The organism is Streptomyces sp. CC208A, from assembly GCF_030010625.1.
Classification (GTDB): domain Bacteria; phylum Actinomycetota; class Actinomycetes; order Streptomycetales; family Streptomycetaceae; genus Streptomyces.
Genome location: NZ_JASCXN010000024.1, coordinates 1 through 22,203, shown reverse-complemented (window position 1 = coordinate 22,203; position 22,203 = coordinate 1). Strand labels below are relative to the sequence as shown.

The window sequence follows — 22,203 nt, the reverse complement described above, 5'->3', positions numbered from 1 at the left end:
AACGGAAGGGAAGAGCGAGATGGGAAAGACCAGGATGTGGGTGCGGAAGGCGAGGGAAGCGCTGGGGGCGTTCTGGGCGGCCCGGCAGGCCGCGCTGCGGAACGACGGCGGGATGAGCACCGTCGAGTACGCGCTGGGCACTCGGTTTATCTAGTGCTGTCAAGCTTCTCTGCAGGTCAATTGACTAGCAGAGAGTAAGGCAAGTAAGGCATGTGGGGCTGAGATCCGTGTGGTCGCTACGGTGAGAGCGTGATCGTCCACGTTGGGTACAGGAGGGAAGCGGCGACGTGCCGGCTGGCGCACTCATGGTGACCGGGGCGGGCAACCGGCAAGACCCGATCAGCCACATCCGGCCCTCTCAGGCCGCCTAACAACTTACGGAGACCTGATGACCGGCTGCGTGTTCTGCGGGGCGTCCCCCACGAGCAGGGAACACATCCTGCCAAGCTGGCTACGCGAGGGCCCAGGCAAGGTCAATTCCGTCCCGTATCAGAAGACGGTCATCGTCGACCCCGACGACACGATCCTCAGGGCTGCCCGTCACAAGTTCGGGGAGATGGTCGTCAAATGCGTGTGCGAGCCCTGCAACAACGGCTGGATGCAGGAGATGGCGGGAGATGTCAAGGGATTCCTTCTCGCCCTCATCATCGGCGGCGACATCGGCGTCAGGCTGGACCGGAAGATGCAGTCGGACCTCGCCGCCTGGTCGTTCAAGACCATCCTCATGTACTCCTTCCTCAACCCGAAGGAGTACCACGGGGTGATACCCGCGGCCGACTTCCGCTTCCTCTACCGGCACCGTCGCCTGTCCACCCGCCGCATGATCGCCCGTACCTTCCACATGCCAATCCCCTCGTACGACACGGACGAGATAGTGGCCATCGAGAGCAGCGTGCGTAAGACGGTCAACCCCAGGGGCATCAGCGGCTTTCTGCGCATCGGACACTTCGGTATCCAGGTGTGCTCGGTGCGCCTTCCTGGCGACAGGCGGCTCGACCCGTTCGCAGAGTTCCCCAACGCGACTCCCCTGTGGCCGCCGACCGAGATGTGGGAGTGGCCCCCGGAAGAGAAGTGCACCGAACAGGAAATCCGGGGCGTGCAGTTCGGTGGCATCCACAGACCCCTCGGCACGAGCAAGAGACAGTGACCCGCACCCCTGTCCCCAGCTCAGCAGACCCAGGGGCGTTCTGGCAAGTTAGGCAAGTTGGAGGCGTAGCTCGAACCCATCACCCTCGTTGCTGGATGCGTCTAGCCTTCCCCTCATGTCAGCTCTCTCGCCACTGAACCGCGCCTTCAACCAGATCCCGAAGCGAGCGGAGAAGCAGGAAGGCCCCCAGCTACACGAGACCTTCGTTGACTCGGGGGTGGTCGATGTGATCAACACGGTTGACCATCAGGTGATCTACGGCCGACGTGGCACCGGGAAGACGCATGCCCTCAGCTACTTGGGGTCCGAAGCCTCCGGAACCGGTGATCTGGCCTTGTACATCGACCTGCGCACTATCGGGTCGGCGAGTGGCCTGCTCGATCCGCAGTCGGCTCCGATCACCGAGAGGGCCGCCCGCCTCCTTGTCGACCTGCTCGGGCAGTTGCACGATTCGCTGCTCATCTCAGTGCTCGAAGACGGCTCATTGATCGACGACAGCAACTTCGTGGACAAGGCCGACCAGCTTCTCAACGCGATCACCTCGGTCCGAGTTCTGGGCGAGGTGGAGCGGACAGATGAGGCCGAGAGCAAGGCCGGAAGCAAGGACGGCGTCTCAGCTGAGGCGGCACTCGCTCAGGGTGGTCCGAGGGTTTCCGGCAGGCTGACTTCGGAGTCTTCGGTTGAAGACCGCGGCCTCCAGCGGGAGACCCGGAAGGGCACGGAGCAGATCAGCCTCAACTTCGGTGACGTGGCCAGGGCTCTTCGTGACCTCGGCAACGCGCTCACCAGCCGACGAGTATGGCTGCTGCTTGACGAGTGGAGCAGCGTGCCGCGAGACCTCCAGCCTTATCTGGCCCACTTCTTGACTCGCTGTGTTCTCCCGGTCCAGAAGTTCACCGTCAAGATCGCCGCCATTGAACAGCAGTCGAACTTCAGGGCCCATGTCGATGGCAGCACCATCGGGATCGAGCTCGGTGCGGACATGGGGGCCCACGTAAACCTCGATGACTTCCTGGTCTACGAAGGGAACGAGGAGCGTGCACGGTCGTTCTTTCAGGGGCTGTTCGCCAAGCACCTTCAGAGCGTCGGCGCGGCTTCGGCCAACTCGGATCTTGCCCACCTGTCAGGGAACCTCGTCTCCGATGGGTTCACCGACAAGCGGGCATTCGACGAGTTGGTCCGCGCATCCGAAGGCGTTCCCAGGGACGCTCTGTATATCGCTGCCAAGGCTGCCATGAAAGCCGGGCAAGGGAAGATCTCCGTTCCGCTCGTCCGTGACGCGGCCCGCAGTTGGTACCACGGCGACAAGATGAACGGTCTCGCAAGCTTGGTCCAGGCACGCCGGCTGCTCGAATGGATCATCTCCGAGGTGATCCGTGGGAAGCGAGCGCGAGCATTTTTGGTCAACTCGGCCGACGCCCGCGACGATGTCCTGCTCGCACTCTTCGACGCCCGCGTGCTCCACATCCTCCGGCGTGGGTATTCCGCCCAGGACCAGCCTGGAGAGCGGTTCGACATCTGGGGGATCGACTACGGGGCCTATGTAGACCTGATCCAGACCCAGAGTGCGCCACTCGGCGCGCTGCCGGTCAACGACGGTGAGACTGAGGGGTACGTCGATGTCGATGTGCCCATGCAGGATCACAGGGCAATCCGAAGGGCCGTCCTTGACCTGCGGCAGTTCTACGCAATAGAAGAGCAGACGACGTCGTAGCGGCGGAACGGGCCATGATCGAGGCAGGCGAGGCCGCGGCCGTACACGTTGGTCGCGGCCTCGCTAGTCAGGCCTCAGCGGCCCCTGCGCCCGCTCATCACGCTGCGGTGGCTGACCATCCGTGGCGGGAGAAGGAGGGGCCGCCGTCCCGGTACGCGGCCAAGGCCTGCATAGTGGTCGGGAACGCGGGCTCGGGCAGGCGGTTCGCGGCGACCCACTCGGCCGTCAGGTGCTTGTCCGGCTCGGTGTTGGTCAGTTCGCCGGTCCACGTCTCGGCGGCGAAGACGAAGAGGACGAACTGCCCGGCCTGGTCCCAGCCCTGTTCGACGTGGATGACGTGGACGAGTACGAGATCCGCCGGGTCGACGAGCAGGCCGGTCTCCTCCTTGAGTTCGCGGGCTGCGGCCTCGTCGAGGGCTTCGCCGGGTTCGGCCTTGCCACCCGGGAGGGACCAGGCCGGCTGCGGGGACCAGTTGCGGGCTCCGTAGAGCACGGCGGCGATCGTGTCGGCGTCCTTGTCGTGGACGATCACGCAGACTGCGTTGCGGCTGTTCATCACGCTGCTGTTCTTCACAGTGCCCACTCCTTGGTGCCGGAAGATGTCGGTGGTCCTGGCGGGTGGCTCGGGCTGCCGGGCCGCTCGGAACGTGTGGGTGTTGCTCAGCGCCCGAGCGTCAGGCGGTCGGCGTTGATGCGGGAGAAGACCAGGTCGGTCATGTCCTCCGGGGTTTCGTTGCACCGGACGGGCGGCTGCGGGCGGCGCATGGCCCGGGGATAGGTCGCCGGGTCGTAGTCGTTGGTGAGCGTGTACGCGTGGAAGCCGTGCTCGTGCAGGGAGTCGATGATGCCGACGGCGCTCTCACCCTGCTTGGCCAGGAGTCTGGGTGTGACTTCCACGACGAGTTCCGCGTCGTCACGCAGGTGCGAGAGCGCGGGCAGCAGCCCACGGATGACCGCTGCTTCGGCGCCTTCGACGTCGATCTTGATGATTCGGGTGGTGTCGAGCTCGGTCTGGCTGACCAGGTCGGCCAGGGGTGCGGTGGGCACGTCGAAGGCCGTGTGGACGTGGCGGGGCCGGACGGCGGTGGTGTGGCCGAGGTTGGCGGGGTCCTCCAGGTACAGGGTCAGGGTGCCGTGGGTGTCGGAGGCGGCGGAGCGGACGGCCCGGATGTTGGTGCGGTGGTTGGCGGTGGCCGCTGCGGTCAGGTCGTCGTGGAACTGCGGGGAGGGCTCGATGGCGACGACGCGGCCGTGGGGGCCGACGGCGTGGGAGGCCAGTAGGCTGAAGGCGCCGCGGTGGGCTCCGACGTCGATGAAGGTGTCCCCGGACCGAAGCCTGGCCCGCAGGAAGGCGCTCAGGTTCGGCTCCCACTCGCCGAACAGGTACTGGTAGCGCTGGATGACGTCGCTAGTGGTGACGCCGACCTTGTCGCCGAACCGCAGCCGGACAGCGGCGTGGACGGGGTGGGTTCGCAGGTGCTCGTCGAGGTAGCGGCCGATGAGCCGCGCCTTGCCGAGGGTGCCGGGTACGTGGCGGACGTAGGCCCGCAGCAGGCGGGCGGGGACGGAGGCGGACACGGGCGGCTCCTTCAGGTGGCGGCGGTGGGCAACAGGGCTCTGGGCCGGCCGGCGGTGGCAGACTGGCCAGAGAACGTTGGTGGTGTTGAGGGGAGTTGGCGGTGGCCGAGCGCACTCCGGTGGTGTTCCTGCTGGTGGGGCTCACCGGTTCGGGGAAGACCACCTATGCCCATCGGAAGCTGGAGCCTCAGGGTGCTGTGCGGCTGTCGGTGGACGAGGTCGTTTTCGAGCGACACGGCCGGTACGGCGTCGACTACCCGGAGAACACCTACTTCGAGAAGGAGGCCCCGGTCGTCGCCGAGCTGCACGAGCGGCTTGCCGAACTGATCGCGGAGGGCCGGGACGTGGTGTGGGACCACGGGCTGTGGCCGCGTAAGGACCGCGACGCGATGAAGGAGCTGGTGGAGTCGGCCGGCGGGCGGTGGCGGCTGCTGTACTTCCCGGTGGAGCGCGAGGAACTGCTGCGCAGGCTTGCAGAGCGCAACGAGCGGGAGGACGCCAACGCGCTCGTCGTCACGCCGGAGGCCTTGGACGACTTCTTCGCCCGCTTCGAGGCGCCTCAGGGCGAGGGCGAGGAGATCGTGGAGCCGGACTGGCTCTGAGCCGTGTGCGGGCGCCAGGTGGTGGCGATCTTGGCGGCTTCGGCGGCCCAGCCGTCCGGCAGGCGGTCGAGAGTGACGCGACGGAAGGCCAGACGGGGATCGGCGACGTCGATGCGGCCGTTGTGACGGTCGATGTGCTGCAACAGGCGGGACGCCTCGCTGCGGACGGCCGGGGTGTGCTCGTCCCACTCGCCGGAGGTGAACCGGTCGACCCGCCGGCGCAGGTCGTCCAGGACGCCCGAGCGCCACTTGAAGTGGTGCACGCACGCGAGCGTGTCCGGGTCGGGCTTGTGGCCCGGTGCCCGGTGGTTGCCGGACGCCACGGTCACCGAGGAGTGGGCGAGGACGATCTTGCGCGGGTCGCCCTTGAGGAGCCGGTGGGTGAGGTGCCCGCCGAGAGGGAAAGCCCGGTCCAGCCCGGTTTCCGGACGCCAGAGAGCCAGGCGGCCGTCGTTCGTGACGCGGTCGAGCATCAGCCCGCCGATCACCTTGTGCCTGGCGGCCTCGGCCTGGGCGATCATCTCGTCGAGCGGGGCGGGATAGGTCTGGAACTCGTCGGAGTCGGCGATCAGGTGCCAGCCGGTCCCGGCCTGCTCGCGCAAGAAGTCGCGGAGCTGGGTGTTGGTGTGCTCGTGCCACGGCCCGGTGCTGATCCGGGCGGGGACGATGCCGAGGTCGTGGCTGGCCGCGATGAGCTGGTGCCGCCAGGCGTCGTGGACGTGGTCGGGGAAGTGGAAGGCGAGGAGGAACCGCTCGATGCCGAGCCGGCGGTAGTGGGTGGTCCAGGCGGTCAGCAGGGCCGGTTCGACCGGGCCGACGACCGCGACCAGGGTGGGAGGAATGAACGTCATCGGCGGCACTCCTTGGTCAGACGGGTGTAGGTGTCGGTGAGGAAGGCGGCCTGATCGGCCGCCGAGTTCATGTCCAGTGCCCCGGGCGCCGACGGTCCCGGGCGGACGGGCGCCTGGTCCGTGAGGTGGTCCAGCGTCTTGGCGAGGGTGTCCGGATCGCCTGCAGGGAAGAGCCGGGCCCATGGTTCCCCGGTGAGGCGGGCGGTCAGCGCGGGGTCGTGTGCGGAGACGATCAGCGGGACGGCGAGGCGGGCGGCGTCCATGACCAGTCCTGATTCCTTGCCCACGCCGGGCTTCCGGGTGACGAGGGCCGCGTCGGCGGCGGCGTAGACGAGCCGCAGGACCTGGTCGCCGACCGGGCCGGGCACGGTGTGAAGGCGGACGTGGGGGAGCTGGTGCCAGCGGGTGAGGACGGCGTCGTCCAGCGGGGCGCCGCACACCAGGACGTGCAGCGGGGTGGTGAGGCGGGCGAGGGCGGCGTCGATGGTGGCGATGTCCTTGTACGGCCACCAGCCGCCGACCACGCACACCGCCTTCGCGTCGGCGGGGATCGTGAAGGCAGTGCGGGCACCGTCGCGCTCGGCGTCGGTCAGCGGCCGGCCGTCGTCGACCGCGAACGCCCGCACCTCACCAGGAAGGTGAGGGAAGGCCGCCATGATCTGGTCGCGGACAGCGGTGGTCGGGTACAGCGCGATCACCCGCTTCTCGCCCCTGCGAGCGAGCCGGCCCAGCCACCGGACCGGACGGTCTTCGGTGGTGACCGCCTCGTGGATGAACCGCAGGTGCGGGGTGCCGCCGAGCAGGGCGGCCACGCCGTGCAGGGCCTCGTTCGCGCTGAGGATCACCACTGCCGAGGCCCGCGGGGCGAGGCGGCGTGCGGTGCGAAGGCAGGCGGCCTCGGTCAGGCACCGGGCGAGAAGGGTGACCTGGTGCGGGGACCTGCGGACCGCCAGCGGCCAGCGCCGGGAGGCGAAGATCTGCTGGCCGGCGGCGGAGACCCGTGCTGCCGCCCGCGCAACGGCCAGAAGGATCTTCGCCGCGGGCCCGGCCGGACCGACGGCGACCCGGGAACCGGACTGAACCGGGCCCACGTCCTCGCTCAGACCGCCGGGGGCGATGACGAGGCTGTCCGGCCGCGCGGTGGCGAGCGCCGCCAGCGTGCGCTGGTGGTGTCCGCCGCCCCGGTGCGCGTACGGCTCGATCAGCACCAGAGGCCCGGTGGTGGTGTTCATCCGGTGACCGCCTGCTCGCCGTGCAGGGTGGTGAAGTGCTGGTACAGCCAGGGTGGGTCGTTGAGCGCCTCGAAGCGCTGCGGGTCGCGGGCGGCGGCCTTGGCGAAGGCGATTCCGTCGCGGGCTCCGGCCGCCGCGTAGGCGGCGAATTCGCCGTCGCGGCTGGCCGTCCAGGCGGCGATCCGTTCCTGGGCGGAGGCGTCGGTCATGCCGTACTCGCTGCCGCGCGCGAGCATCGCGCACTCGCGGAAACCCGCCTTCCACGCGTGGAACGGGCTCTGGTTGAACCGCGTGACCCCGGCGGTCTGGCGGCAGAACTCGACCCGACCGGGCAGTGCGGCCAGCACGTCGACGGCCTGGCCCATCTCCCTCAGCGCCGAGCGGCGGATCAGCTTGAGCCCGCCGTAGCCGTAAGTCAGGCCGTTGACCGGGTTGACCGCCTGCCAGACCCGCATCGCCACCCCGTCGGCCAGCGGCTGGACCGTGACGGCGGGGAACTCGGGGTCGATGGCGAAGTCCCCGTCGGCGAGGAAGAACTGCTCGGTGTCGACCAGCTCGGCGGTGAGCCGGTAGGCGCGTCGCATCCCGCGGACTCCGTGCAGGCGCTTGACGGTGCCGCCCAGCACCCGGGCGAGACGGGTGTGCAAGGAGTCGGCCAGCGGCTCGTCGTAGGAGAGCTGGACGGCGTCGAAGCCGGTCACTTGATCGCCTCCAGGTAGCGGGCGGCCACCGCGGCGGGCGTGAGGTCGGCGGTGGAGGCGTACGCGCGCTTGGCGTGCACCAGGTAGAACTCGGTGTCCGTGGCGAGGCGTGCGGCGATCTGGACTGCCTGCTCGTCGGTGTCGAACAGCAGCTCGTGGTCGATGTGCTCGGCCAGCCAGCCGGTACGCGGGCCGATCACGGGCAGGCCCATCGCCTGGCAGTCGATCACCGACATGGACCAGGGACAGCCAGGGCGGAAGGGGGCGATGCCGAAGTGGGCGCTGGCCAGCAGGTTGCGATAGCGGATGCGGTCGCCGCGGTCGGAGGCGATGGTGACGCCGTCCGTGGTCGCCAGCTCCTCTAGGTGCCGTTCGGGGCTGGGGTCGAGGCGGATGCGCTCGGGGCTGCGGGTGCCGAACAGGTCCATCACCGTCAGCCGCACCGGGGCGTCGGCGACGAGGCGGCGGGCGAGCTGGGTGAAGCGGGCGGTGCCGTAGTGCCGGTACAGGCGGTGGTTGTAGATGCCGTTGGCCCGGCCTTCCGGCGGGGCGATGCCGGCCGGGTCGCGCACCAGCCGTACGTCCCTGGGGGCGGGGACGATGTGCAGCTTGTCGCCGAGGTCGACGCCGGTGCGGGCGGCAGCCGCGGTGGTCCAGGAGGCGGCGGTGGAGGAGTGGACCAGGACACGGTCGCAGGCCGCGAGGCCGGCGGCGAAGGCCAGCAGCACGCTGCGACCGAGGCTGCCGTCGTTCATCGCGGGGTCCAGCTCCAGGGCGCCGGTGTCGGTGAAGGAGAACGGCAGGTAGTGGCAGTAGCCGGCGATCAGCGCGTCCACCCCGGCTTCCAGGAGCGCGGCCCGGATCGCGGGGGCGGCCTCGATCTGGTTGGCCACCACCACCTCGGGCCGCCGGTCGCGGATCAGGGTGACCAAGGCGTCCATGCCGGGGTCGAAGCGGGCCCGGTACTTGGTGGACGGCGAGACGGCGGGCGCGAAGTGCACGCGGGCGTCACCGACCGGGACCGGCGAGGCCACGGTCACCTCGGCCCCGGCGTCGGTCAGGGTCGGGGCGAGCAGGTCGGCGAAGGTGAAGCCGGAGTCGGCGGACAGCTGACTGGAGTTGGAGACGTTGAGCAGATACAGCACGCGCATCGCTGGGACCCTCCTTCTTGAGGCCCGGGGGTCGACCTGGGCCGGTGAAGGAAGGAAACTGGCGGCCGGGACCGTGACAGAATGGTGAATCGAGATCACTCACGGTTCATTCATCTCATTCGACGGCCAGGGCGGGGGCTTTGATGGACGCGCGGGACGACGCTCTGACGGTCGAGCAGGCCGCCGAGGCGTTCGCGGCGGAAGTCGCCTACTGGCGCGAGGTGCGGGGTTTGGCCAAGCGGGAGTTAGCCCGGCGGATGGGCTTCGACCCGTCCTACGTGAGCCATGTCGAGTCGGGCCGGCACAAGCCGACCGAGGACTTCGCACGCCGTGCGGAGGAGGCCCTGAACGCGGGCAAGGCCATCTGGAAGCGCTGGCTGGACTACGAGGCGGCCAAGGCCCCCGCGGTGCCAGTGGCGGCCGTGCCGGCCCCTCGCAGGGCCGAGCAACCGTACGCGACCGGCTCGGCGATCGTCGTGGAGCACGATGCGGCCCGTCTGGACTACGACGGCAGTCTCTACCGGCTCACGATGCGTCGGCTGCTGCGGAACACCGGCAGCGAGCCGATCACCCGCTACCTGATCCGCATCAGCGTCGACCGCTACCCGGGCGAGCCGGAGCGGTCCAACACCCACTACCGCGAGCACCCGCTGACCTGGGACGAGCTCGCTCTGACCGCGACCTGCCGCGGTGAGGCGATGCGCTGGCAGGCCAAGCACGACCGCGACGCCTTCAAGGAGGTGTGGCTGCTGTTCGAGAACGAGCAGGGCCGCTTCCCCCTGTACCCGGGCGAGTCGGTGTGGATCGAGTACGCCTACTCGGTGGGCGATGAGAAGTGGGGCCGCTGGTTCCAGCGTGCGGTCCGCCTGCCCACCGAGCACCTGGCGGTCGAACTCGCCTTCCCCGCCGTCCTCGACCCCGCCGTGTGGGGCACCGAGACGTCCATGACCGCCGAGGCGGCACCGCTGCGGACGGCACCGGTCCGGCGCGAGGAGGACGGGATGCGCGTCTTCTCCTGGAGCACGTCCACACCCGCACTCCATGCCCGGTACCGTCTGGAATGGCGGTTTCGGGCCCGACCCGAACGTGACGCGACCCAAGGGGAGTTCAGGTGATCCAGGTGCGGCCCAGCGAGCAGATGCGTGACCTCGGCGTCGTGCAGTACGGAGCCCCCGTTCTCGCCGAGCCCGCGCGTGCCTTCGACCTGCCGGCCGAGCGTGAGACGGCCGAGCAGGTCATCGAGCGGCTGTTCTCCTCGATGGAGCGGATCGGCCAGGTCCACCCCTTCGCCAAGGGCATGGGCATCGCCGCCCCGCAGATCGGGATCGGCCGGGCTGCCGCCGTGGTCCAGCCCCCCGACCCCGGCGCCCCTGCGATCGTCCTGCTGAACCCCCGCATCACCGACCGCTCCAGCGACGCGGACGAGCAGTACGAGGGCTGCCTCAGCTTCTTCGACGTCCGCGGCCTGGTCCCCCGGCCGCTGCGGATCACCGTGGAGACCACGACGCTGGAGGGCCAGGTGGTGACCACCACCTACGAACGCGGCCTCGCCCGGCTGGTCCACCACGAGATCGACCACCTGGACGGCCTGCTCTACACCGCGCGGATGCGGACGGGCGTCGCCCCCATTCCTGTCGAGCAGTACCGCCAGACCGGCCGCTCGTGGGCCTACGAGCAGTAACGGCCGACACGGCTGCCTGCCCGTCGGCCGGGCTCACCCCGCCGGGCCATCCTCACCCGTACTCGCGTCTCGTCCGCCACCGCGCGACTCCTCCTCGGTGCGGAACCGGTGGCGAGCCCGTCACTGGTGCGAGTGAAGATCCACCCTGGCTTGACGCGCCAGCTGTGCTGTTCACCGCCGGATCGCGTCAACTCGCTGTGACAGGCGGCATCTTGGAGGCCGAACGGTGTGCATTCACCCGATTACCCTGTGTGCTCGTCCTATCGGTTCAATGAGGAATCCGTATGAGCTACACAGAGCAGGACGTACGCGACGGCCGTCGGCTGATGGACGACGGCCGGGAGAACCGGCTGGTGATCGGGGACAAACTGCTGTCCGTCACGGCCTCGGGCGGCGACAGTGTCCTGGACCGGTACTGCGACGAGATCAGCCTGAACCCGCGTACGGCCCGCCAGTACCGCCACACCGCCCGGATGTGCACTCCGCCCGTGCGGCAGCTCGTGGCCGACAGCGGTGTGCACGTCTGTTGGAGTGTTCTTCGAGAAGGCGCCCGCTTGGCTCCCTCTGGGAAGCCGTACGACGAGGGCTACAGCACGTTGCGGTCGATGCTGAAAGAGGCGTATGACGCGGGGACCGGCCGCATCACGACGCCCCAGTATCAGCGTGCCCTGGGCATGGGGCCGGCTCTGCAGGATCTGCTGGACCCCTCCAGCGACACGTCCCTGGCCGACTACCTCGCCTCCCTGCCGCCCCAGGAGCGTGACCAGGCCCTTCGGGATCTGGTGGAGAAGAAGGCGGAGGTGCACGACGCCCTCAAGCGGGTCATGGACGAAAAGCGCCGCCGGGACCGCGAGACCCGCGGCCCGGAGTGCGGTGGAGGCAAGCCCGACAAGGCCGCTGCCGTGGCCCGGGACCTGGTGCGGCTCAGTGACCAGGGGGCCGCTTTCATGAGTCGCTACCCGCCGTCCGCCTCGCTGGACTTCACCAACGAACAGAAGATCGCCTGCAAGGAAGTTCTGGGGACCCTGGACGTGCTGGCCACGTGGATCAGGGTCAGGGTCCTCGACGACCGGGCCCCCGTCGGCAGCCGGGCCGAGACCCGCGATCTGGTAGGTGTGTGATGGAACCGATCGCAGACGACGGCGAGGACCACCTCAACGCCGACATCGAGGAGTTCGCCACCCACGACCGCAAAGGCGGCTGGGCACGGGCACTCTTGATCGCACGACGCGTCGAACCGCACGAGGGGCAGGGCGAGCGGACGGACCTGCAACCTCGGTTCGACCGAACCAAGGTCTTCCGCCGCATCAGCGCACGAGAGTTCGCTCGCCGGTCAAGCACCACCCACAAGCGCATCATGGCCTTTCATGAGGCGTGGAGGCGGGCGGCTGCGGACGGCATCGTTCCACCAGTCCACGATCTCGCGCCGGGCGTCCATGTCGACCTGCCGGACGAGGAGGAGGTCCCGTTCTTCGGCGAGCACGGCTACTACCGCAGCTACGAAGCCCGCATGAACAACGGCGAGCGGCGGCAGGCGATCGAGCAGGAGGCCGAACGGGCCGGCATCAAGCCGGGCTCCCCGGTTTACGTCGCCCAGCAGCCGAAGGCCCTGAAGACGGCGATCCTGGCCGACGCCACCGCCCGGGCCGCCGCCAAGGAGGCCATCGAGGAGTTCGAGCGGCGCGAGGCGCGAGCGGACCTCGAAGACCGTGCCGCAGCCCGCCAGGCGGCCGAGGAAAGCGACCGCGACTTCGACGCCGGACAAGCACACGCAGACCGGCAGGAACAGGAGGCGGACACAGCCGAAGTCGAGCGGGCGGTCCGCTCCACGTCGCGGGACCAGTCCGAACCGGATGTGGCCCTCCAGGTCTTCACCGAGATGACGGAGGTCCGCCTCGCCACGCTGCGGGCGCTGTCGCTGCTACAGCGCCACCAGGTGCAGTTCACCGGCGACCGCACCCGGGCCATCACCGATCTGTGTACCGCCTCCGAAGCCGCCATCGCCTTTATCCGTGACCTGGCGGCTGGCCCGTACACGGCGCTGAACGACGACGCCCTGCAAGCGTTCCTGGACGAGAGCGAGAGGAGGCTCGGGTGAGCCCCCGACGCGACAGCGACACACCCTCTCAGCTGGAGCAGGACGCCATCGACGTCCTGCTGTGGCTCGGGCCCAACGCGGGCCGGGAGCTGTCCTACGAGGACATCGCCCGCGGCACCGGCATCCCCGACCGCCGTCTGCGGCGCGCGGTGCCGAAGGCCCGGGCCGCCGCCCACGAACTCGGGCACCGGCTGGAGCAGTTCATGGCCTCCCGCGACCCGCTCAGGCGCGGTGCGAGGGTGACCCGCTTCCATAAGTCCGGCCAGGGCGACGAGTTCGGTGCCCGCGACGCGTTGCTCGCCTGCCGCAAGGCCGTCGCCTACATGGGCGACATGCACCGGGCCTGTTCGTTCGAGGCGGGCAACCCCAACAGCCTTGACCGTGAGGCGTTCGGGCAGATGGCGGAGGCCGCCGAGGGCGGCATCCGGACCTTCAGCGGCGTGGAACGCCTGGGCAGCAAGGTCGTCCAGAACCAGGGGACGATGCGCCGCCAGGCCGAGCGGATCGCGGACCTGGAGGCCCAGATCGCCGAGCTGACCTCGGGCCAGTCCGCCGCCTCGGCCTGACCCCACCCACCCGTGGTTGCCCAGCGGCCCGGCGGCTGTCGCCGCCGGGCCGCTTCGTCTTGCGCCGGTCAGGTCCGGTTGATCCGTTTGAACATCTCCTTGCCCGCGGCCCGGGCGGCGGTCAGGTCGTCCTCGGTCTCGGTGAGCTTGCGCTGAAGGTCGTCCCGTTCAGCGCGTATCTCGTCGCGTTCCAGGGTGAGCCGTTCCACAGCCACCAGAAGCTCGTTGACCCGCGCGGTGAGTTCCTTGGTCCCGGCCTGGTCTAGCTGGGCGCCCAGCGAGCGCTGGACGGCCTTCTTGAGGCGGTCACGCTCCTCGCGCAGGGCCTTGTTCTCCTCACGGACCAGGGCCAGGTCGGTGGCCAGGCTCGCCGCGGAGGCGTCCCGACCGGCCTGCCGACTGCGGCGGTCGGCCTTGGCCTGGCTCTTCATGGCGGCCTCGATGTGCTCGCGGACGCCTTCGGCGTAGACGAGCCACCTCGACACCCCGGCACTCCGGGCGACGGTGAGGAAGGTGATGGGCTCGCCCTTGGCCTTCATCGCGTCCACCGTGGCCAGCACCTTGGCCCGCTTGGTCTGGCTGTCCTTCTTCCGGGTCTCGCGCAGGACGTCGCCGGGAGTGCGCTTGGCCCCACTCATGCCGTGCTCCCGTCCCGCTGGCCCGGCAAGCCCGGCATACCCAGGGCCACGGCGGAGCCGTGGCCCTGGGCGGCCCGGACCTTGCGCAGGACGGCCGACGCCTGCTCGACCTCGTCCCGCTCATCCGGGCTCATCGCTTCCACCAGCTTCCGCATCGTCTCGGCGGTCCCCTTGAAGGCCGCGATCTGGTCGTCCAGGTTCCTCACCACGAACTCGTCCGCCTCCATCATGACCGCCATCTCCCTGTCGGCCTTCAGCGAGCGGACGTGGTCCTCGATGGCGGGCAGGTAGGACGGGTCAGGACGGTACGAGGGGCAGGCGGCACACTGGAAACGGATCGGACACGCCTTCCCGCCCGCCTTGACGTTGGAAGGTTCGGTACAGTTGCCGAACGGCACCGCCACCGAGCGGGCCTCGTACGCGGTCGTGGACGCCATCGGAGCGGACCTGCCCTTGCGGTCCACGGTGTGCAGGCGCATCACGTTGACCGCCTCCCGCTTCCGCTTGTGACTGATCCTGTAGTACCGCTGGGTGGTTTGCATGGATTTGTGATCCATGAGCTCGCGTAGCACCTCGACCCGCACCCCGGCGTCCGCGTACCGCTGGCAAAACGAGTGCCGGAAAGCGTACGGATAGATCAGCGAACGGCCGAACGGCACCCGGTCGCCGTTCCTGTCGAACTCCTCGGACAGCAGGACGGGGATACTGTCGGCCCATTTACGGATCATCGGTGCGATCTGGTCGGAGACCAGGTGGCGGATCTTGCCGTTCTCCCCGGCCGGCGGGAACAGGAACCCCTCGCTGCCGGTGGGCAGGTCGAGCGTGTCACGCACCGCCAGCCACGTGCGGATGGTCTCCACGGTGTCCCGCTCGATTTCCAGGCGCCGGTTCAGGCGGCGTCCCTTGCGGTTGTCCCAGATCAGCAGCCACTCGCCGTCGGCGTGTTCGAGGCAGTCCGTCCGCAGCTCGGCGATCTCGTACGGGCGCCGGCCGGTGTCCCGCAGCAGTTCGTAGACCGCGCGGGCCATCGCCTTGACCTGCTCGGGCGTCATCTTCCCGTGCGTCACGCCCTCGCCCAGGAGGTCCACGTAGTCGTCGAGCTGGGCGATGACCGACTCGGGCAGGGCCTTGCCGACGTCGTCCTCGTCGACCTCCTCGGCCTTGATAACGTGGCTGGAGTGCCGGGCAAAGCTCGCAGACATACCGTCCAGGTGGCCGGCGGCTCGGTTGTAGTCGAGGATCTTGAAGAAGAACGACAGCAGAGCGCCGCGCTGCTTGCTCGACATGGCCCCACCGTCCAGCTTGGGCAGGACGCGGAAGGTGTCGACGACGGCGTTCATGTCGGCGAACACCAGCGCCGAAGGGTCCGCGCCGCCGCCCGGCCGCAGGTCCAGGGCCCGGGAGGCCGCGTTGCACACCCGCAGGCCCCGCCGGGCCTCGGTGGTGTTCGGCTTCGTCTCGGCAATCCAGGTGACCAGGATCTGCCTCAGCCACGACTGGCGGATGTCCGTCACGTCCAGGCCGCCGGGCCGCTGGGTGGTGCCCCCGCGCAGGCTCTTGACGCCGAGTTCGGACAGGTCCAGCACGTCCCGGCCGGTCGGGTCCACGCCCTCGAAGCGGTCGAACGCCGAGCGCAGGACCCGGTGCGTCTCCCGCACCAGCGCGTCCACGTTCGCCTGCATCCCGCCCGGCAACTGCCCGGCTGGCGCGGTCGCGATGGAGTCGACACGCTCCGCGAGGTGTGAGACCGCCTGGCGTACGGCCACGGGGTCGATCTTCTGGCCGCGTTCGTCGCGCTGCTGTAGCGCGTACAGCATCTCCAGGCGGGCTACCGGATGCAGCGGAGCCAGGGAGAACTGGTGGACGTTCAGGAACGGCGCCTGCCGGTCCAGCCACTCGCGTGTCGGCGCGGGCCGTCGTCCCCGGGGGGCGGCAGTGGTCTTCTTCCAGCGGTTGCCGTGTATGCCGCACAGCCCCCAGGTGGCCCGGGCGTCGTAGCGGCAGCCCGCCACTTTGCAGGCGGGCGAGGGCGGATACGGCGTCTGCCGCTCGATCCACTCCTCCAGCCCGGAGCCGGGATCACGCTGCAGATGCTTGTGCCGCAGCGAGCTGTGCGCGTTGCACAGGCCCCACAGGACCGCATCCCGCGGGCACCCCGTTACGCGGCACCCGGCCCGCTCGCCCGAGATCACCCGGTTACGGTCCGGTACGTGGGTGGCCTTGAACTCCTTCAACCTCAGGCCGCCGGCTCGGTGGGCCTTCTCGCAGATGGGGCACAGGCCCCGCCGGGTGCGGGTGAGCGCATCACAGGCCGCCACATCGCACCGGTAGACGGCCGTGCCCGCGTGGTTGACGTCGCCGCTGAACAGGTGGGCGTCGCGGTCCCATTCGCCGGGCCGCCAGCCGGGTTCGGTCCGCTCGCGCAGCCACGCGGTCCACTCGGTCAGGACCTTCGGCGGCAGGCCGCGGGCCGCCTGGTCGGCGTCCCGCCGGGGCTGGTGGAGCGGGACGACGTTGCCGGACACCGTCACTGACGGGCTTCCTTCCTCTTGGCGGCCACCAGCTTGACGGCGTCGCGCTTGTCCTGGTCGGTTGCGTGGGTGTAGGGGTCCATCGACTGCGGCGACTGGTGGCCAGCCATGTTCTGGCACACGTCGCGAGGCACCTTCTGTCGGACCCACCGGGTGATCGCCGAGTGCCGCAGCATGTGGGGGCGGGTGCGGAAACCGGCGCGGGCCGCGAGGCGCTTGAACAGCTCATACGTGCTGGGGTACTTCATCGGCTCGCCGAGCGGGGCGCGGAACAGGTTCACGAACACCATGTCGCAGCCCTCGGCCTCCGGTACCGCGTCGCGCTCGTAGCGGTAGGCGGCGTACAGCTCCACGGTCTCGGATTCCACCGGAATCCACCGCGGATAGGGCGACTTGGCGTACGCGTTGTTGCTGTTCAGGCGACGCCGCACATGCACGTGCGGCCCGGCGACGCGGCAGCCCAGCGAGGTGGAGTCGGGCAGGAAGTGCATGTCCTCGCGCCGCAGCCCCAGCCCCTCGCCGATCCGCATGCCGGTGACCGCCAACAGAGCCACCAGGAACCGGTCACGGGCGTGCGTCGTGCAGTCGAGGGCCTTCTCGATCTGCTCGTCGGACAGCCACTCGTAACCCGGCACGGCGACGCGGTACTTGATCCTCCGGGCCTGGACCGTGCGGTGCTGGCCATCCTCGCCCGGATCGAACCCCGGCGGGGTGTAGTGCAGGAACTTCGGCTGCACGAGCTGACTCACCACGGTCTGCGGCACCCAGCCCTGAAGCGCGGACCACGTCAGGAACTCCCCGACCGTGCCCATGATCGCGTTGGCCGTGCCCTTGTCCCTGAAGCGCGGCTCAGGGTTCGAGCGGCGGCCCTTCGGCGGCAACGGCTCATCCACCAGCCACCGCATCATCGCCATGAGTTGCGCCAAAGAGGGACTGCTCCAGTCGACCCCGTTCTCGGTGCAGTACGACAGGTACAGGGCGACCCGGCCCGCGTACGTCCGCTGGGTGTTGTAGGCCCGATCGTTGCCCTTGAGCCCGGCCAGCCAGGCACACGCCTCGGTGTGCAACTCGAAGGCGTCATCGACCACGACCCAGTACGTAGACCCGTCCCCCGATATGGCCCGCTCGGCTCGGAAGTGCCGGTACAGAGCAGCAGTCGTGGCCAACGTGCCTAACACCCCTTGGATATCGTTAAGGCAAGTGCATGACCACCCTACTTGCCTTACATGCCTGACGTCATTCAGGTACCCAAGATAATGCTCACGGCGGCCGGCTTCGCCGCCCTGCTCTACAAGGTCATGACGGGCGGGGGAGTCTCGGGAGCCCTGCAGTCGCTGGTCGGGAAGGCCCTTGATGCGCCGTTCTGACCGGGGCTCCGTGACCGTGGAGGCGGCGATCGTGCTTCCGGCGCTCGCGCTCTTCGCGATGGCGCTGCTGTGGGCGCTGGTGGCGTCCGCCGCGCAGATCCGGTGCGTGGACGCGGCCAGGGCGGGGGCGCGGGCGGCGGCCCGGTCGGAGCCCTCGGAGGACGTGGTGGCCGCCGCCCGGGCGGCGGCGCCCGAGGGGGCCCGGGTGGCGGTGGCGCGGGAGGGCGAGGTGTGGCGGGTGACGGTGGAGGCCGCCGCGCCGGGGCCCGGCGGCCTGGGGGTGACCCTGCGGGCCGGGGCGGCGGCGCTCGCCGAGGACGCGGTCGGGGGAGGCGGGCCGGTATGAGGCGCGGAGGCGCCGACCGGGGTGCCGCGAGCGTGTGGACGGCCTTCGCGGCCTGCGCCCTGTGCGTGGTCTTCGGGGCGGTGCTCGCACTCGGGCAGGCGGTGGCGGTCCGGCACCGGGCGGGCGGCGCCGCCGACCTCGCGGCCCTCGCCGCCGCCGACCGGGCCCTGTGGGGAGAGGCTGAGGCGTGCGCGGCGGCCGGGCGGGTGGCTGCGGCGCAGGGCGCCGAGCTGGTGCGGTGCCGGGTGGCCGGCGCGGAGGCCGAGGTGACGGCCCGGGTGGTCCGCGGACCGTTCGCTCCGGAGGTCAGGGCGCGGGCGGGGCCTGGCCACCTGGCTCCTCCGCCGCCTCGGATCCTCGGCCCGCCCCCGGCCCTGCCTCCGCCTGAGTCTCCTGCGATGCCGGGGACCCCTGAGACTCCGGGGACCCCTGGGATTCCGGGGACCCCCAAGACTCCGGGGCTTCCTGAGGCTCTCGGGGGGCCTCTCGGAGGAGTTCCGTGAGAAGGCGGACGGCGCCTCGCTTGTGGAGGGGGTCGTTGCCGTTGCCGCACTTGGGGGACTGGATGCAGGAGGGGCAGCCCGTCTCGCACTCGCAGGAGGCGATCGCCTCGCGGGTGGCGGCGAGCCAGGCGCGGGCGGTGCGGAAGGCGCGTTCGGCGAACCCGGCGCCGCCCGGGTGCCCGTCGTACACGAAGACCGTCGGCAGCAGGGTGTCCGGGTGGAGCGGGACGGAGACGCCGCCGATGTCCCAGCGGTCGCAGGTGGCGAAGAGCGGCAGCATGCCGATGGAGGCGTGCTCGGCGGCGTGCAGGGCGCCGCCGAGGATCTCCGGGGGGATGCGGGCGGCGTCGAGCTGGTCCTCGGTGACCGTCCACCACACGGCCCGGGTGCGCAGGGTGCGGGGCGGCAGGTCGAGCTTGGTCTCGCCCAGCACCTCGCCCGTGATCAGCCGGCGGCGCAGGAAGGAGACGACCTGGTTGGTGACCTTGACGGAGCCGTAGCAGAGGCGGCCGGAGCCCCACGGGACCTCCGTGTCGGTCTCCAGGACGCGGATGGAGGTGGTGTCGCGGGCGGTCGTCGAGTACGGCGGGACGGCTTCCTCGACGAGGGCGACGGAGTCCTCCAGGTCCAGTTTCCGCACCAGGTAGGTGCGGCCCTGGTGGAGGTGGACGGCGCCTTCGTGGACGGCGGTGTGGGAGGCGGCCTCGTCGACCGTGCCGAGGAGCCGGCCGGTGCCCTCCTCCACGATCCGGACGGGGCTGCCGCCTCCGCCCCGGATGTCGGCGAGGCCGGCGGCCCGCTCGCGGCGGGTCCAGTACCAGCCGCCGGGGCGGCGGCGCAGCAGCCCGGCCGCCTCCAGCTGGGGCATGAGACCGGGCGCGGCCGGGCCGAAGAGGGCCAGGTCGGTTTCGGTGAGCGGGAGTTCGGACGCGGCGGCGCACAGATGGGGGGCGAGGACGTAGGGGTTGTCGGGGTCCAGAACGGTCGACTCGACCGGCTGGTCGAAGATCGCCTCGGGGTGGTGGACGAGGAAGGTGTCCAGCGGGTCGTCGCGGGCGACCAGGACGGCGAGGGCGCCCTCGCCGGAGCGGCCCGCCCGGCCGGCCTGCTGCCACAGCGAGGCCCGGGTGCCGGGGTAGCCGGCGATGAGGACGGCGTCGAGACCGGAGACGTCCACGCCCAGTTCCAGGGCGGTGGTGGCGGCGAGGCCGAGGAGTTCCCCGGAGTGCAGGGCCCGTTCCAGGGCGCGCCGTTCCTCGGGCAGATAGCCGCCCCGGTAGGCGGCGACCCGTCGGGCGAGGGCGCGGTCGGTCTCGGCGAGTCGCTCCTGGGCGATCACCGAGATCAGTTCGGCACCGCGTCGGGAGCGGACGAAGGCGACCGTGCGGGCGCCCTGCCGGGTGAGGTCGGTGAGGAGGTCGGCGGTCTCGGCGGTGGCGGTGCGGCGGACCGGCGCTCCGCGCTCGCCGTGGAGTTCGGTGAGGGGCGGCTCCCACAGGGCGAAGATCAGTTCGCCGCGCGGGGAGGCATCGTCGGAGACCTCGGTGACGGGCAGGCCGGTGAGGCGGCCGGCCGCGCGGGCCGGGTCGGCGGAGGTGGCGGAGGCGAGGAGGAAGACCGGCTCGGAGCCGTACCGGGCACAGACTCGGCGCAGCCGGCGCAGGACCTGGGCGACGTGGGAGCCGAAGACGCCCCGGTAGGTGTGGCACTCGTCGATGACGACGTAGCGCAGGGAGCGCAGGAAGGAGGACCACCTGGGGTGGGCGGGGAGGATGCCCCGGTGCAGCATGTCGGGGTTGGTGAGCACGTAGTTCGCGTACTGGCGGACCCACTCGCGTTCCTCGACCGGGGTGTCGCCGTCGTAGACGGCGGGCCGGATCCGGTTGCCGAGCGGGGCGGCGAGTTCCCGGACGGCGCGGCGCTGGTCGGCGGCGAGCGCCTTGGTGGGGGCGAGGTAGAGGGCGGTCGTCCCGCGGCCGTTCGCGGCCTCCGCGCCGTCGAGGAGGGTGGAGAGGACGGGGGCGAGGTAGGCGAGCGACTTGCCCGACGCGGTGCCCGTGGCGATCACCACGGATTCGCCGTCGAGGGCGTGCTCGGTGGCCTCGGCCTGGTGGGCCCAGGGGTGCTCGATCCCGGCGGCCTGAATGGCCGCGACCACTTCGGAGCGGATGCGGTCCGGCCAGACGGCATGACGGCCCGTCCGGGCGGGCATGTGCTCCATATGAGTGATGCGCGCGGCCCGGCTGTCACCGGCGGCGAGCCGTTCGAGGAGCCCGTGCGGGGAGGGGCGGCTGCCCCTGTCCCCGGCGGGTCGGACGGTGCGCTGATTCTTGGCCATCGGCACCGAGTGTGTCACCGGCGTGACGGACAATGCTCCCAAGGCGTCGTGCATGGCTGCTGGTAAGTGATTGAATGCCATCGCGGCTGGCGATTCGTTCTCTGACTCCGACCGGGAGATCCGAGGGGCGAACGCCCGATAGCAAGGTGCTGGAGGATCCGTGGACCTGTCCCTGTCGACTCGCACTGTGCCCGGAGCTGGCGGCGACCGTACGGTCGTCGAGGTCGGTGGCGAGATTGATGTTTATACCGCGCCCAAGCTGCGCGAGCAGTTGGTCGAGTTGGTGAACGACGGCAGTTACCACCTGGTCGTCGACATGGAGGGCGTGGACTTTCTCGACTCCACCGGCCTCGGTGTGCTCGTCGGCGGCCTGAAGCGTGTTCGCGCGCACGAGGGCTCGCTGCGTCTGGTCTGCAACCAGGAGCGCATTCTGAAGATCTTCCGGATCACGGGCCTCACCAAGGTCTTCCCGATCCACACCTCGGTCGACGAGGCCGTCAACGCGGTCGACTGACCGGGGGAGATCCCATGGCCACCGTTGAACTCCGCTTCAGCGCCCAGCCCGAGCACGTCCGCACCGCCCGTCTGGTGGCGGCCGCGGTCGCGCGCCGGGCCGGGGTGGACGAGGCGGTCCTCGACGAGGTGCGGCTCGCCGTCGGCGAGGCGTGTTCCCGTGCGGTGGGGCTGCACCGCAGCAACGGCGTCGTCACGCCCATCCGGGTCGTGCTGATCGAGGAGGAGAAGACGTTCTCCATCGAGGTCGGTGACGAGGTGCCCGGTGCGGGTGCGGCGGCCGTCGCCGGGGTCCCCGGCGCGCGTGCCGAGGCTCCGCCCGAGGGCGTCGAGGACGCCGACGGTGAGGACGAGATGGGTCTCGCGGTGATCCGCGGGCTCGTCGACGACGTCGAGGTGCTCGCCGGCGAGGATGGCGGCACCATCCGGATGAGCTGGCCCATCACCCCGGCGGACGCGGACGTCCTGTCCTGACCCCGCGCCCCCAGACGTACGGGAAGAGGCCCTGCCGCACGGCAGGGCCTCTTCCCGTGTGCGGGCCGGTATCCCCGCCGGGCCCGCGTTCCCGCCCGCATCCCGTGTCCCGGCCGTGTCCCGCCTCCCGGCCGCGTCCCGTGTCTCGCCCATCACCCCCGCCGCCCCCGCC

The 22,203-nt window shown here is 70.3% G+C and carries 23 protein-coding genes and 1 pseudogene; 14 read left to right on the top strand and 10 right to left on the bottom strand.

Features of this window, described 5'->3' with window-relative positions; genetic code table 11:
• Positions 1-19: 19 nt before the first annotated feature.
• The 3 genes from QK442_RS23910 to QK442_RS23900 all read left to right on the top strand — a co-directional run bounded on the left by QK442_RS23910 (position 20) and on the right by QK442_RS23900 (position 2,861).
• Positions 20-154: a hypothetical protein gene (locus QK442_RS23910; RefSeq protein WP_282696099.1), complete on the top strand. Its 135-nt coding sequence runs from the start codon at positions 20-22 to the stop codon at positions 152-154.
• A 234-nt stretch (positions 155-388) separates the two neighbouring features.
• On the top strand, positions 389-1,147 hold the full coding sequence (locus QK442_RS23905) for a hypothetical protein (protein ID WP_282696098.1): 759 nt from the start codon (positions 389-391) through the stop codon (positions 1,145-1,147).
• A 115-nt stretch (positions 1,148-1,262) separates the two neighbouring features.
• Positions 1,263-2,861: a hypothetical protein gene (locus tag QK442_RS23900; protein WP_282696097.1), complete on the top strand. Its 1,599-nt coding sequence runs from the start codon at positions 1,263-1,265 to the stop codon at positions 2,859-2,861.
• Positions 2,862-2,958: 97 nt separating this feature from the next.
• Here QK442_RS23900 and QK442_RS23895 read toward each other — a convergent pair whose 3' ends face one another.
• Both QK442_RS23895 and QK442_RS23890 read right to left on the bottom strand, forming a co-directional pair.
• Positions 2,959-3,435 (bottom strand): NUDIX hydrolase, encoded by a 477-nt coding sequence (locus tag QK442_RS23895; protein ID WP_282696096.1) that lies wholly within the window; start codon positions 3,433-3,435, stop codon positions 2,959-2,961.
• Positions 3,436-3,521: 86 nt separating this feature from the next.
• A complete protein-coding gene (locus QK442_RS23890; RefSeq protein WP_282696095.1) occupies positions 3,522-4,439 on the bottom strand; it encodes an FkbM family methyltransferase in 918 nt (305 codons plus the stop codon).
• Positions 4,440-4,540: 101 nt separating this feature from the next.
• Here QK442_RS23890 and QK442_RS23885 point away from each other — a divergent pair, with 101 nt between their 5' ends.
• Positions 4,541-5,041, top strand: a complete 501-nt coding sequence (locus tag QK442_RS23885) for an ATP-binding protein (RefSeq protein ID WP_282696094.1) — start codon at positions 4,541-4,543, stop codon at positions 5,039-5,041.
• Here QK442_RS23885 and QK442_RS23880 read toward each other — a convergent pair.
• The 4 genes from QK442_RS23880 to QK442_RS23865 are packed head-to-tail and all read right to left on the bottom strand — an operon-like array spanning position 4,999 to position 8,976.
• Positions 4,999-5,892, bottom strand: coding sequence for a glycosyltransferase family 2 protein (locus QK442_RS23880; protein ID WP_282696093.1), 894 nt, complete (start codon positions 5,890-5,892; stop codon positions 4,999-5,001). The two genes, QK442_RS23885 and QK442_RS23880, sit on opposite strands and share 43 nt — an antisense overlap.
• The gene (locus tag QK442_RS23875) at positions 5,889-7,124 is read right to left on the bottom strand and encodes a hypothetical protein (RefSeq protein ID WP_282696092.1); all 1,236 of its coding nucleotides are present in this window, start codon (positions 7,122-7,124) and stop codon (positions 5,889-5,891) included. Before QK442_RS23875 ends, QK442_RS23880 begins: the two co-directional genes overlap by 4 nt.
• A complete protein-coding gene (locus QK442_RS23870) occupies positions 7,121-7,825 on the bottom strand; it encodes a hypothetical protein (protein WP_282696091.1) in 705 nt (234 codons plus the stop codon). The genes QK442_RS23875 and QK442_RS23870 overlap by 4 nt, the downstream gene beginning before the upstream one ends.
• On the bottom strand, positions 7,822-8,976 hold the full coding sequence (locus tag QK442_RS23865; RefSeq protein WP_282696090.1) for a glycosyltransferase family 1 protein: 1,155 nt from the start codon (positions 8,974-8,976) through the stop codon (positions 7,822-7,824). The genes QK442_RS23870 and QK442_RS23865 overlap by 4 nt, the downstream gene beginning before the upstream one ends.
• 143 nt (positions 8,977-9,119) lie before the next feature.
• Here QK442_RS23865 and QK442_RS23860 point away from each other — a divergent pair, with 143 nt between their 5' ends.
• The 5 genes from QK442_RS23860 to QK442_RS23840 all read left to right on the top strand — a co-directional run bounded on the left by QK442_RS23860 (position 9,120) and on the right by QK442_RS23840 (position 13,321).
• Positions 9,120-10,091 carry a helix-turn-helix transcriptional regulator gene (locus QK442_RS23860; protein ID WP_282696089.1) on the top strand — a complete coding sequence of 324 codons (972 nt, stop codon included), beginning with the start codon at positions 9,120-9,122 and terminating at the stop codon, positions 10,089-10,091.
• A complete protein-coding gene (locus QK442_RS23855) occupies positions 10,088-10,657 on the top strand; it encodes a peptide deformylase (protein ID WP_282696088.1) in 570 nt (189 codons plus the stop codon). Before QK442_RS23860 ends, QK442_RS23855 begins: the two co-directional genes overlap by 4 nt.
• Positions 10,658-10,941: 284 nt before the next feature.
• Positions 10,942-11,778 (top strand): hypothetical protein, encoded by an 837-nt coding sequence (locus tag QK442_RS23850; protein WP_282696087.1) that lies wholly within the window; start codon positions 10,942-10,944, stop codon positions 11,776-11,778.
• Positions 11,778-12,755, top strand: a complete 978-nt coding sequence (locus tag QK442_RS23845) for a hypothetical protein (RefSeq protein ID WP_282696185.1) — start codon at positions 11,778-11,780, stop codon at positions 12,753-12,755. The genes QK442_RS23850 and QK442_RS23845 overlap by 1 nt, the downstream gene beginning before the upstream one ends.
• Positions 12,752-13,321: a hypothetical protein gene (locus QK442_RS23840; protein WP_282696086.1), complete on the top strand. Its 570-nt coding sequence runs from the start codon at positions 12,752-12,754 to the stop codon at positions 13,319-13,321. The genes QK442_RS23845 and QK442_RS23840 overlap by 4 nt, the downstream gene beginning before the upstream one ends.
• Before the next feature lie 68 nt (positions 13,322-13,389).
• Here the strand turns inward: QK442_RS23840 and QK442_RS23835 are convergent, their stop codons facing one another.
• Genes QK442_RS23835 through QK442_RS23825 form a run of 3 tightly spaced genes read right to left on the bottom strand, consistent with a single transcriptional unit; the run spans position 13,390 to position 17,533 of the window.
• Positions 13,390-13,959, bottom strand: a complete 570-nt coding sequence (locus tag QK442_RS23835) for a DUF6262 family protein (RefSeq protein WP_282696085.1) — start codon at positions 13,957-13,959, stop codon at positions 13,390-13,392.
• Positions 13,956-16,490 carry a tyrosine-type recombinase/integrase gene (locus QK442_RS23830; RefSeq protein ID WP_282696084.1) on the bottom strand — a complete coding sequence of 845 codons (2,535 nt, stop codon included), beginning with the start codon at positions 16,488-16,490 and terminating at the stop codon, positions 13,956-13,958. The genes QK442_RS23835 and QK442_RS23830 overlap by 4 nt, the downstream gene beginning before the upstream one ends.
• Entirely contained in the window at positions 16,487-17,533 is a 1,047-nt protein-coding gene (locus QK442_RS23825; protein WP_282696184.1) for a tyrosine-type recombinase/integrase, read from the bottom strand. Before QK442_RS23825 ends, QK442_RS23830 begins: the two co-directional genes overlap by 4 nt.
• A 183-nt stretch (positions 17,534-17,716) precedes the next feature.
• Here QK442_RS23825 and QK442_RS23820 point away from each other — a divergent pair, with 183 nt between their 5' ends.
• The 3 genes and pseudogenes from QK442_RS23820 to QK442_RS23810 form a co-directional block, all read left to right on the top strand.
• A complete protein-coding gene (locus tag QK442_RS23820) occupies positions 17,717-17,857 on the top strand; it encodes a DUF4244 domain-containing protein (RefSeq protein WP_282696083.1) in 141 nt (46 codons plus the stop codon).
• The gene (locus tag QK442_RS23815; protein WP_282696082.1) at positions 17,844-18,203 is read left to right on the top strand and encodes a TadE family type IV pilus minor pilin; all 360 of its coding nucleotides are present in this window, start codon (positions 17,844-17,846) and stop codon (positions 18,201-18,203) included. The genes QK442_RS23820 and QK442_RS23815 overlap by 14 nt, the downstream gene beginning before the upstream one ends.
• Positions 18,200-18,469 (top strand): annotated as a pseudogene (locus QK442_RS23810) (Rv3654c family TadE-like protein); the annotation flags it as partial. The gene QK442_RS23815 and the pseudogene QK442_RS23810, both read left to right, overlap by 4 nt.
• Positions 18,470-18,509: 40 nt before the next feature.
• On the opposite strand, the gene QK442_RS23805 reads toward QK442_RS23810, so the two are convergent.
• Positions 18,510-21,125, bottom strand: a complete 2,616-nt coding sequence (locus tag QK442_RS23805; RefSeq protein WP_282696081.1) for a DEAD/DEAH box helicase — start codon at positions 21,123-21,125, stop codon at positions 18,510-18,512.
• Positions 21,126-21,204: 79 nt separating this feature from the next.
• Between QK442_RS23805 and QK442_RS23800 the strand changes: the two genes are divergently transcribed.
• Together QK442_RS23800 and QK442_RS23795 are read left to right on the top strand one after the other, a co-directional pair.
• Positions 21,205-21,558 (top strand): STAS domain-containing protein, encoded by a 354-nt coding sequence (locus QK442_RS23800; RefSeq protein WP_030749286.1) that lies wholly within the window; start codon positions 21,205-21,207, stop codon positions 21,556-21,558.
• Positions 21,559-21,572: 14 nt separating this feature from the next.
• Entirely contained in the window at positions 21,573-22,031 is a 459-nt protein-coding gene (locus QK442_RS23795; RefSeq protein ID WP_282696080.1) for an ATP-binding protein, read from the top strand.
• Positions 22,032-22,203 lie beyond the last annotated feature (172 nt).

Excerpts from the sequence above, each read along its gene's own strand:
- QK442_RS23910 (WP_282696099.1), top strand. The coding sequence starts at position 20 with ATGGGAAAGACCAGGATGTGGGTGCGGAAGGCGAGGGAAGCGCTGGGG.
- QK442_RS23905 (WP_282696098.1), top strand. The coding sequence starts at position 389 with ATGACCGGCTGCGTGTTCTGCGGGGCGTCCCCCACGAGCAGGGAACAC.
- QK442_RS23900 (WP_282696097.1), top strand. The coding sequence starts at position 1,263 with ATGTCAGCTCTCTCGCCACTGAACCGCGCCTTCAACCAGATCCCGAAG.
- QK442_RS23880 (WP_282696093.1), bottom strand. The coding sequence starts at position 5,892 with ATGACGTTCATTCCTCCCACCCTGGTCGCGGTCGTCGGCCCGGTCGAA.
- QK442_RS23875 (WP_282696092.1), bottom strand. The coding sequence starts at position 7,124 with ATGAACACCACCACCGGGCCTCTGGTGCTGATCGAGCCGTACGCGCAC.
- QK442_RS23865 (WP_282696090.1), bottom strand. The coding sequence starts at position 8,976 with ATGCGCGTGCTGTATCTGCTCAACGTCTCCAACTCCAGTCAGCTGTCC.
- QK442_RS23860 (WP_282696089.1), top strand. The coding sequence starts at position 9,120 with ATGGACGCGCGGGACGACGCTCTGACGGTCGAGCAGGCCGCCGAGGCG.
- QK442_RS23850 (WP_282696087.1), top strand. The coding sequence starts at position 10,942 with ATGAGCTACACAGAGCAGGACGTACGCGACGGCCGTCGGCTGATGGAC.
- QK442_RS23845 (WP_282696185.1), top strand. The coding sequence starts at position 11,778 with ATGGAACCGATCGCAGACGACGGCGAGGACCACCTCAACGCCGACATC.
- QK442_RS23835 (WP_282696085.1), bottom strand. The coding sequence starts at position 13,959 with ATGAGTGGGGCCAAGCGCACTCCCGGCGACGTCCTGCGCGAGACCCGG.
- QK442_RS23820 (WP_282696083.1), top strand. The coding sequence starts at position 17,717 with ATGCCTGACGTCATTCAGGTACCCAAGATAATGCTCACGGCGGCCGGC.
- QK442_RS23815 (WP_282696082.1), top strand. The coding sequence starts at position 17,844 with ATGCGCCGTTCTGACCGGGGCTCCGTGACCGTGGAGGCGGCGATCGTG.
- QK442_RS23805 (WP_282696081.1), bottom strand. The coding sequence starts at position 21,125 with ATGGCATTCAATCACTTACCAGCAGCCATGCACGACGCCTTGGGAGCA.
- QK442_RS23795 (WP_282696080.1), top strand. The coding sequence starts at position 21,573 with ATGGCCACCGTTGAACTCCGCTTCAGCGCCCAGCCCGAGCACGTCCGC.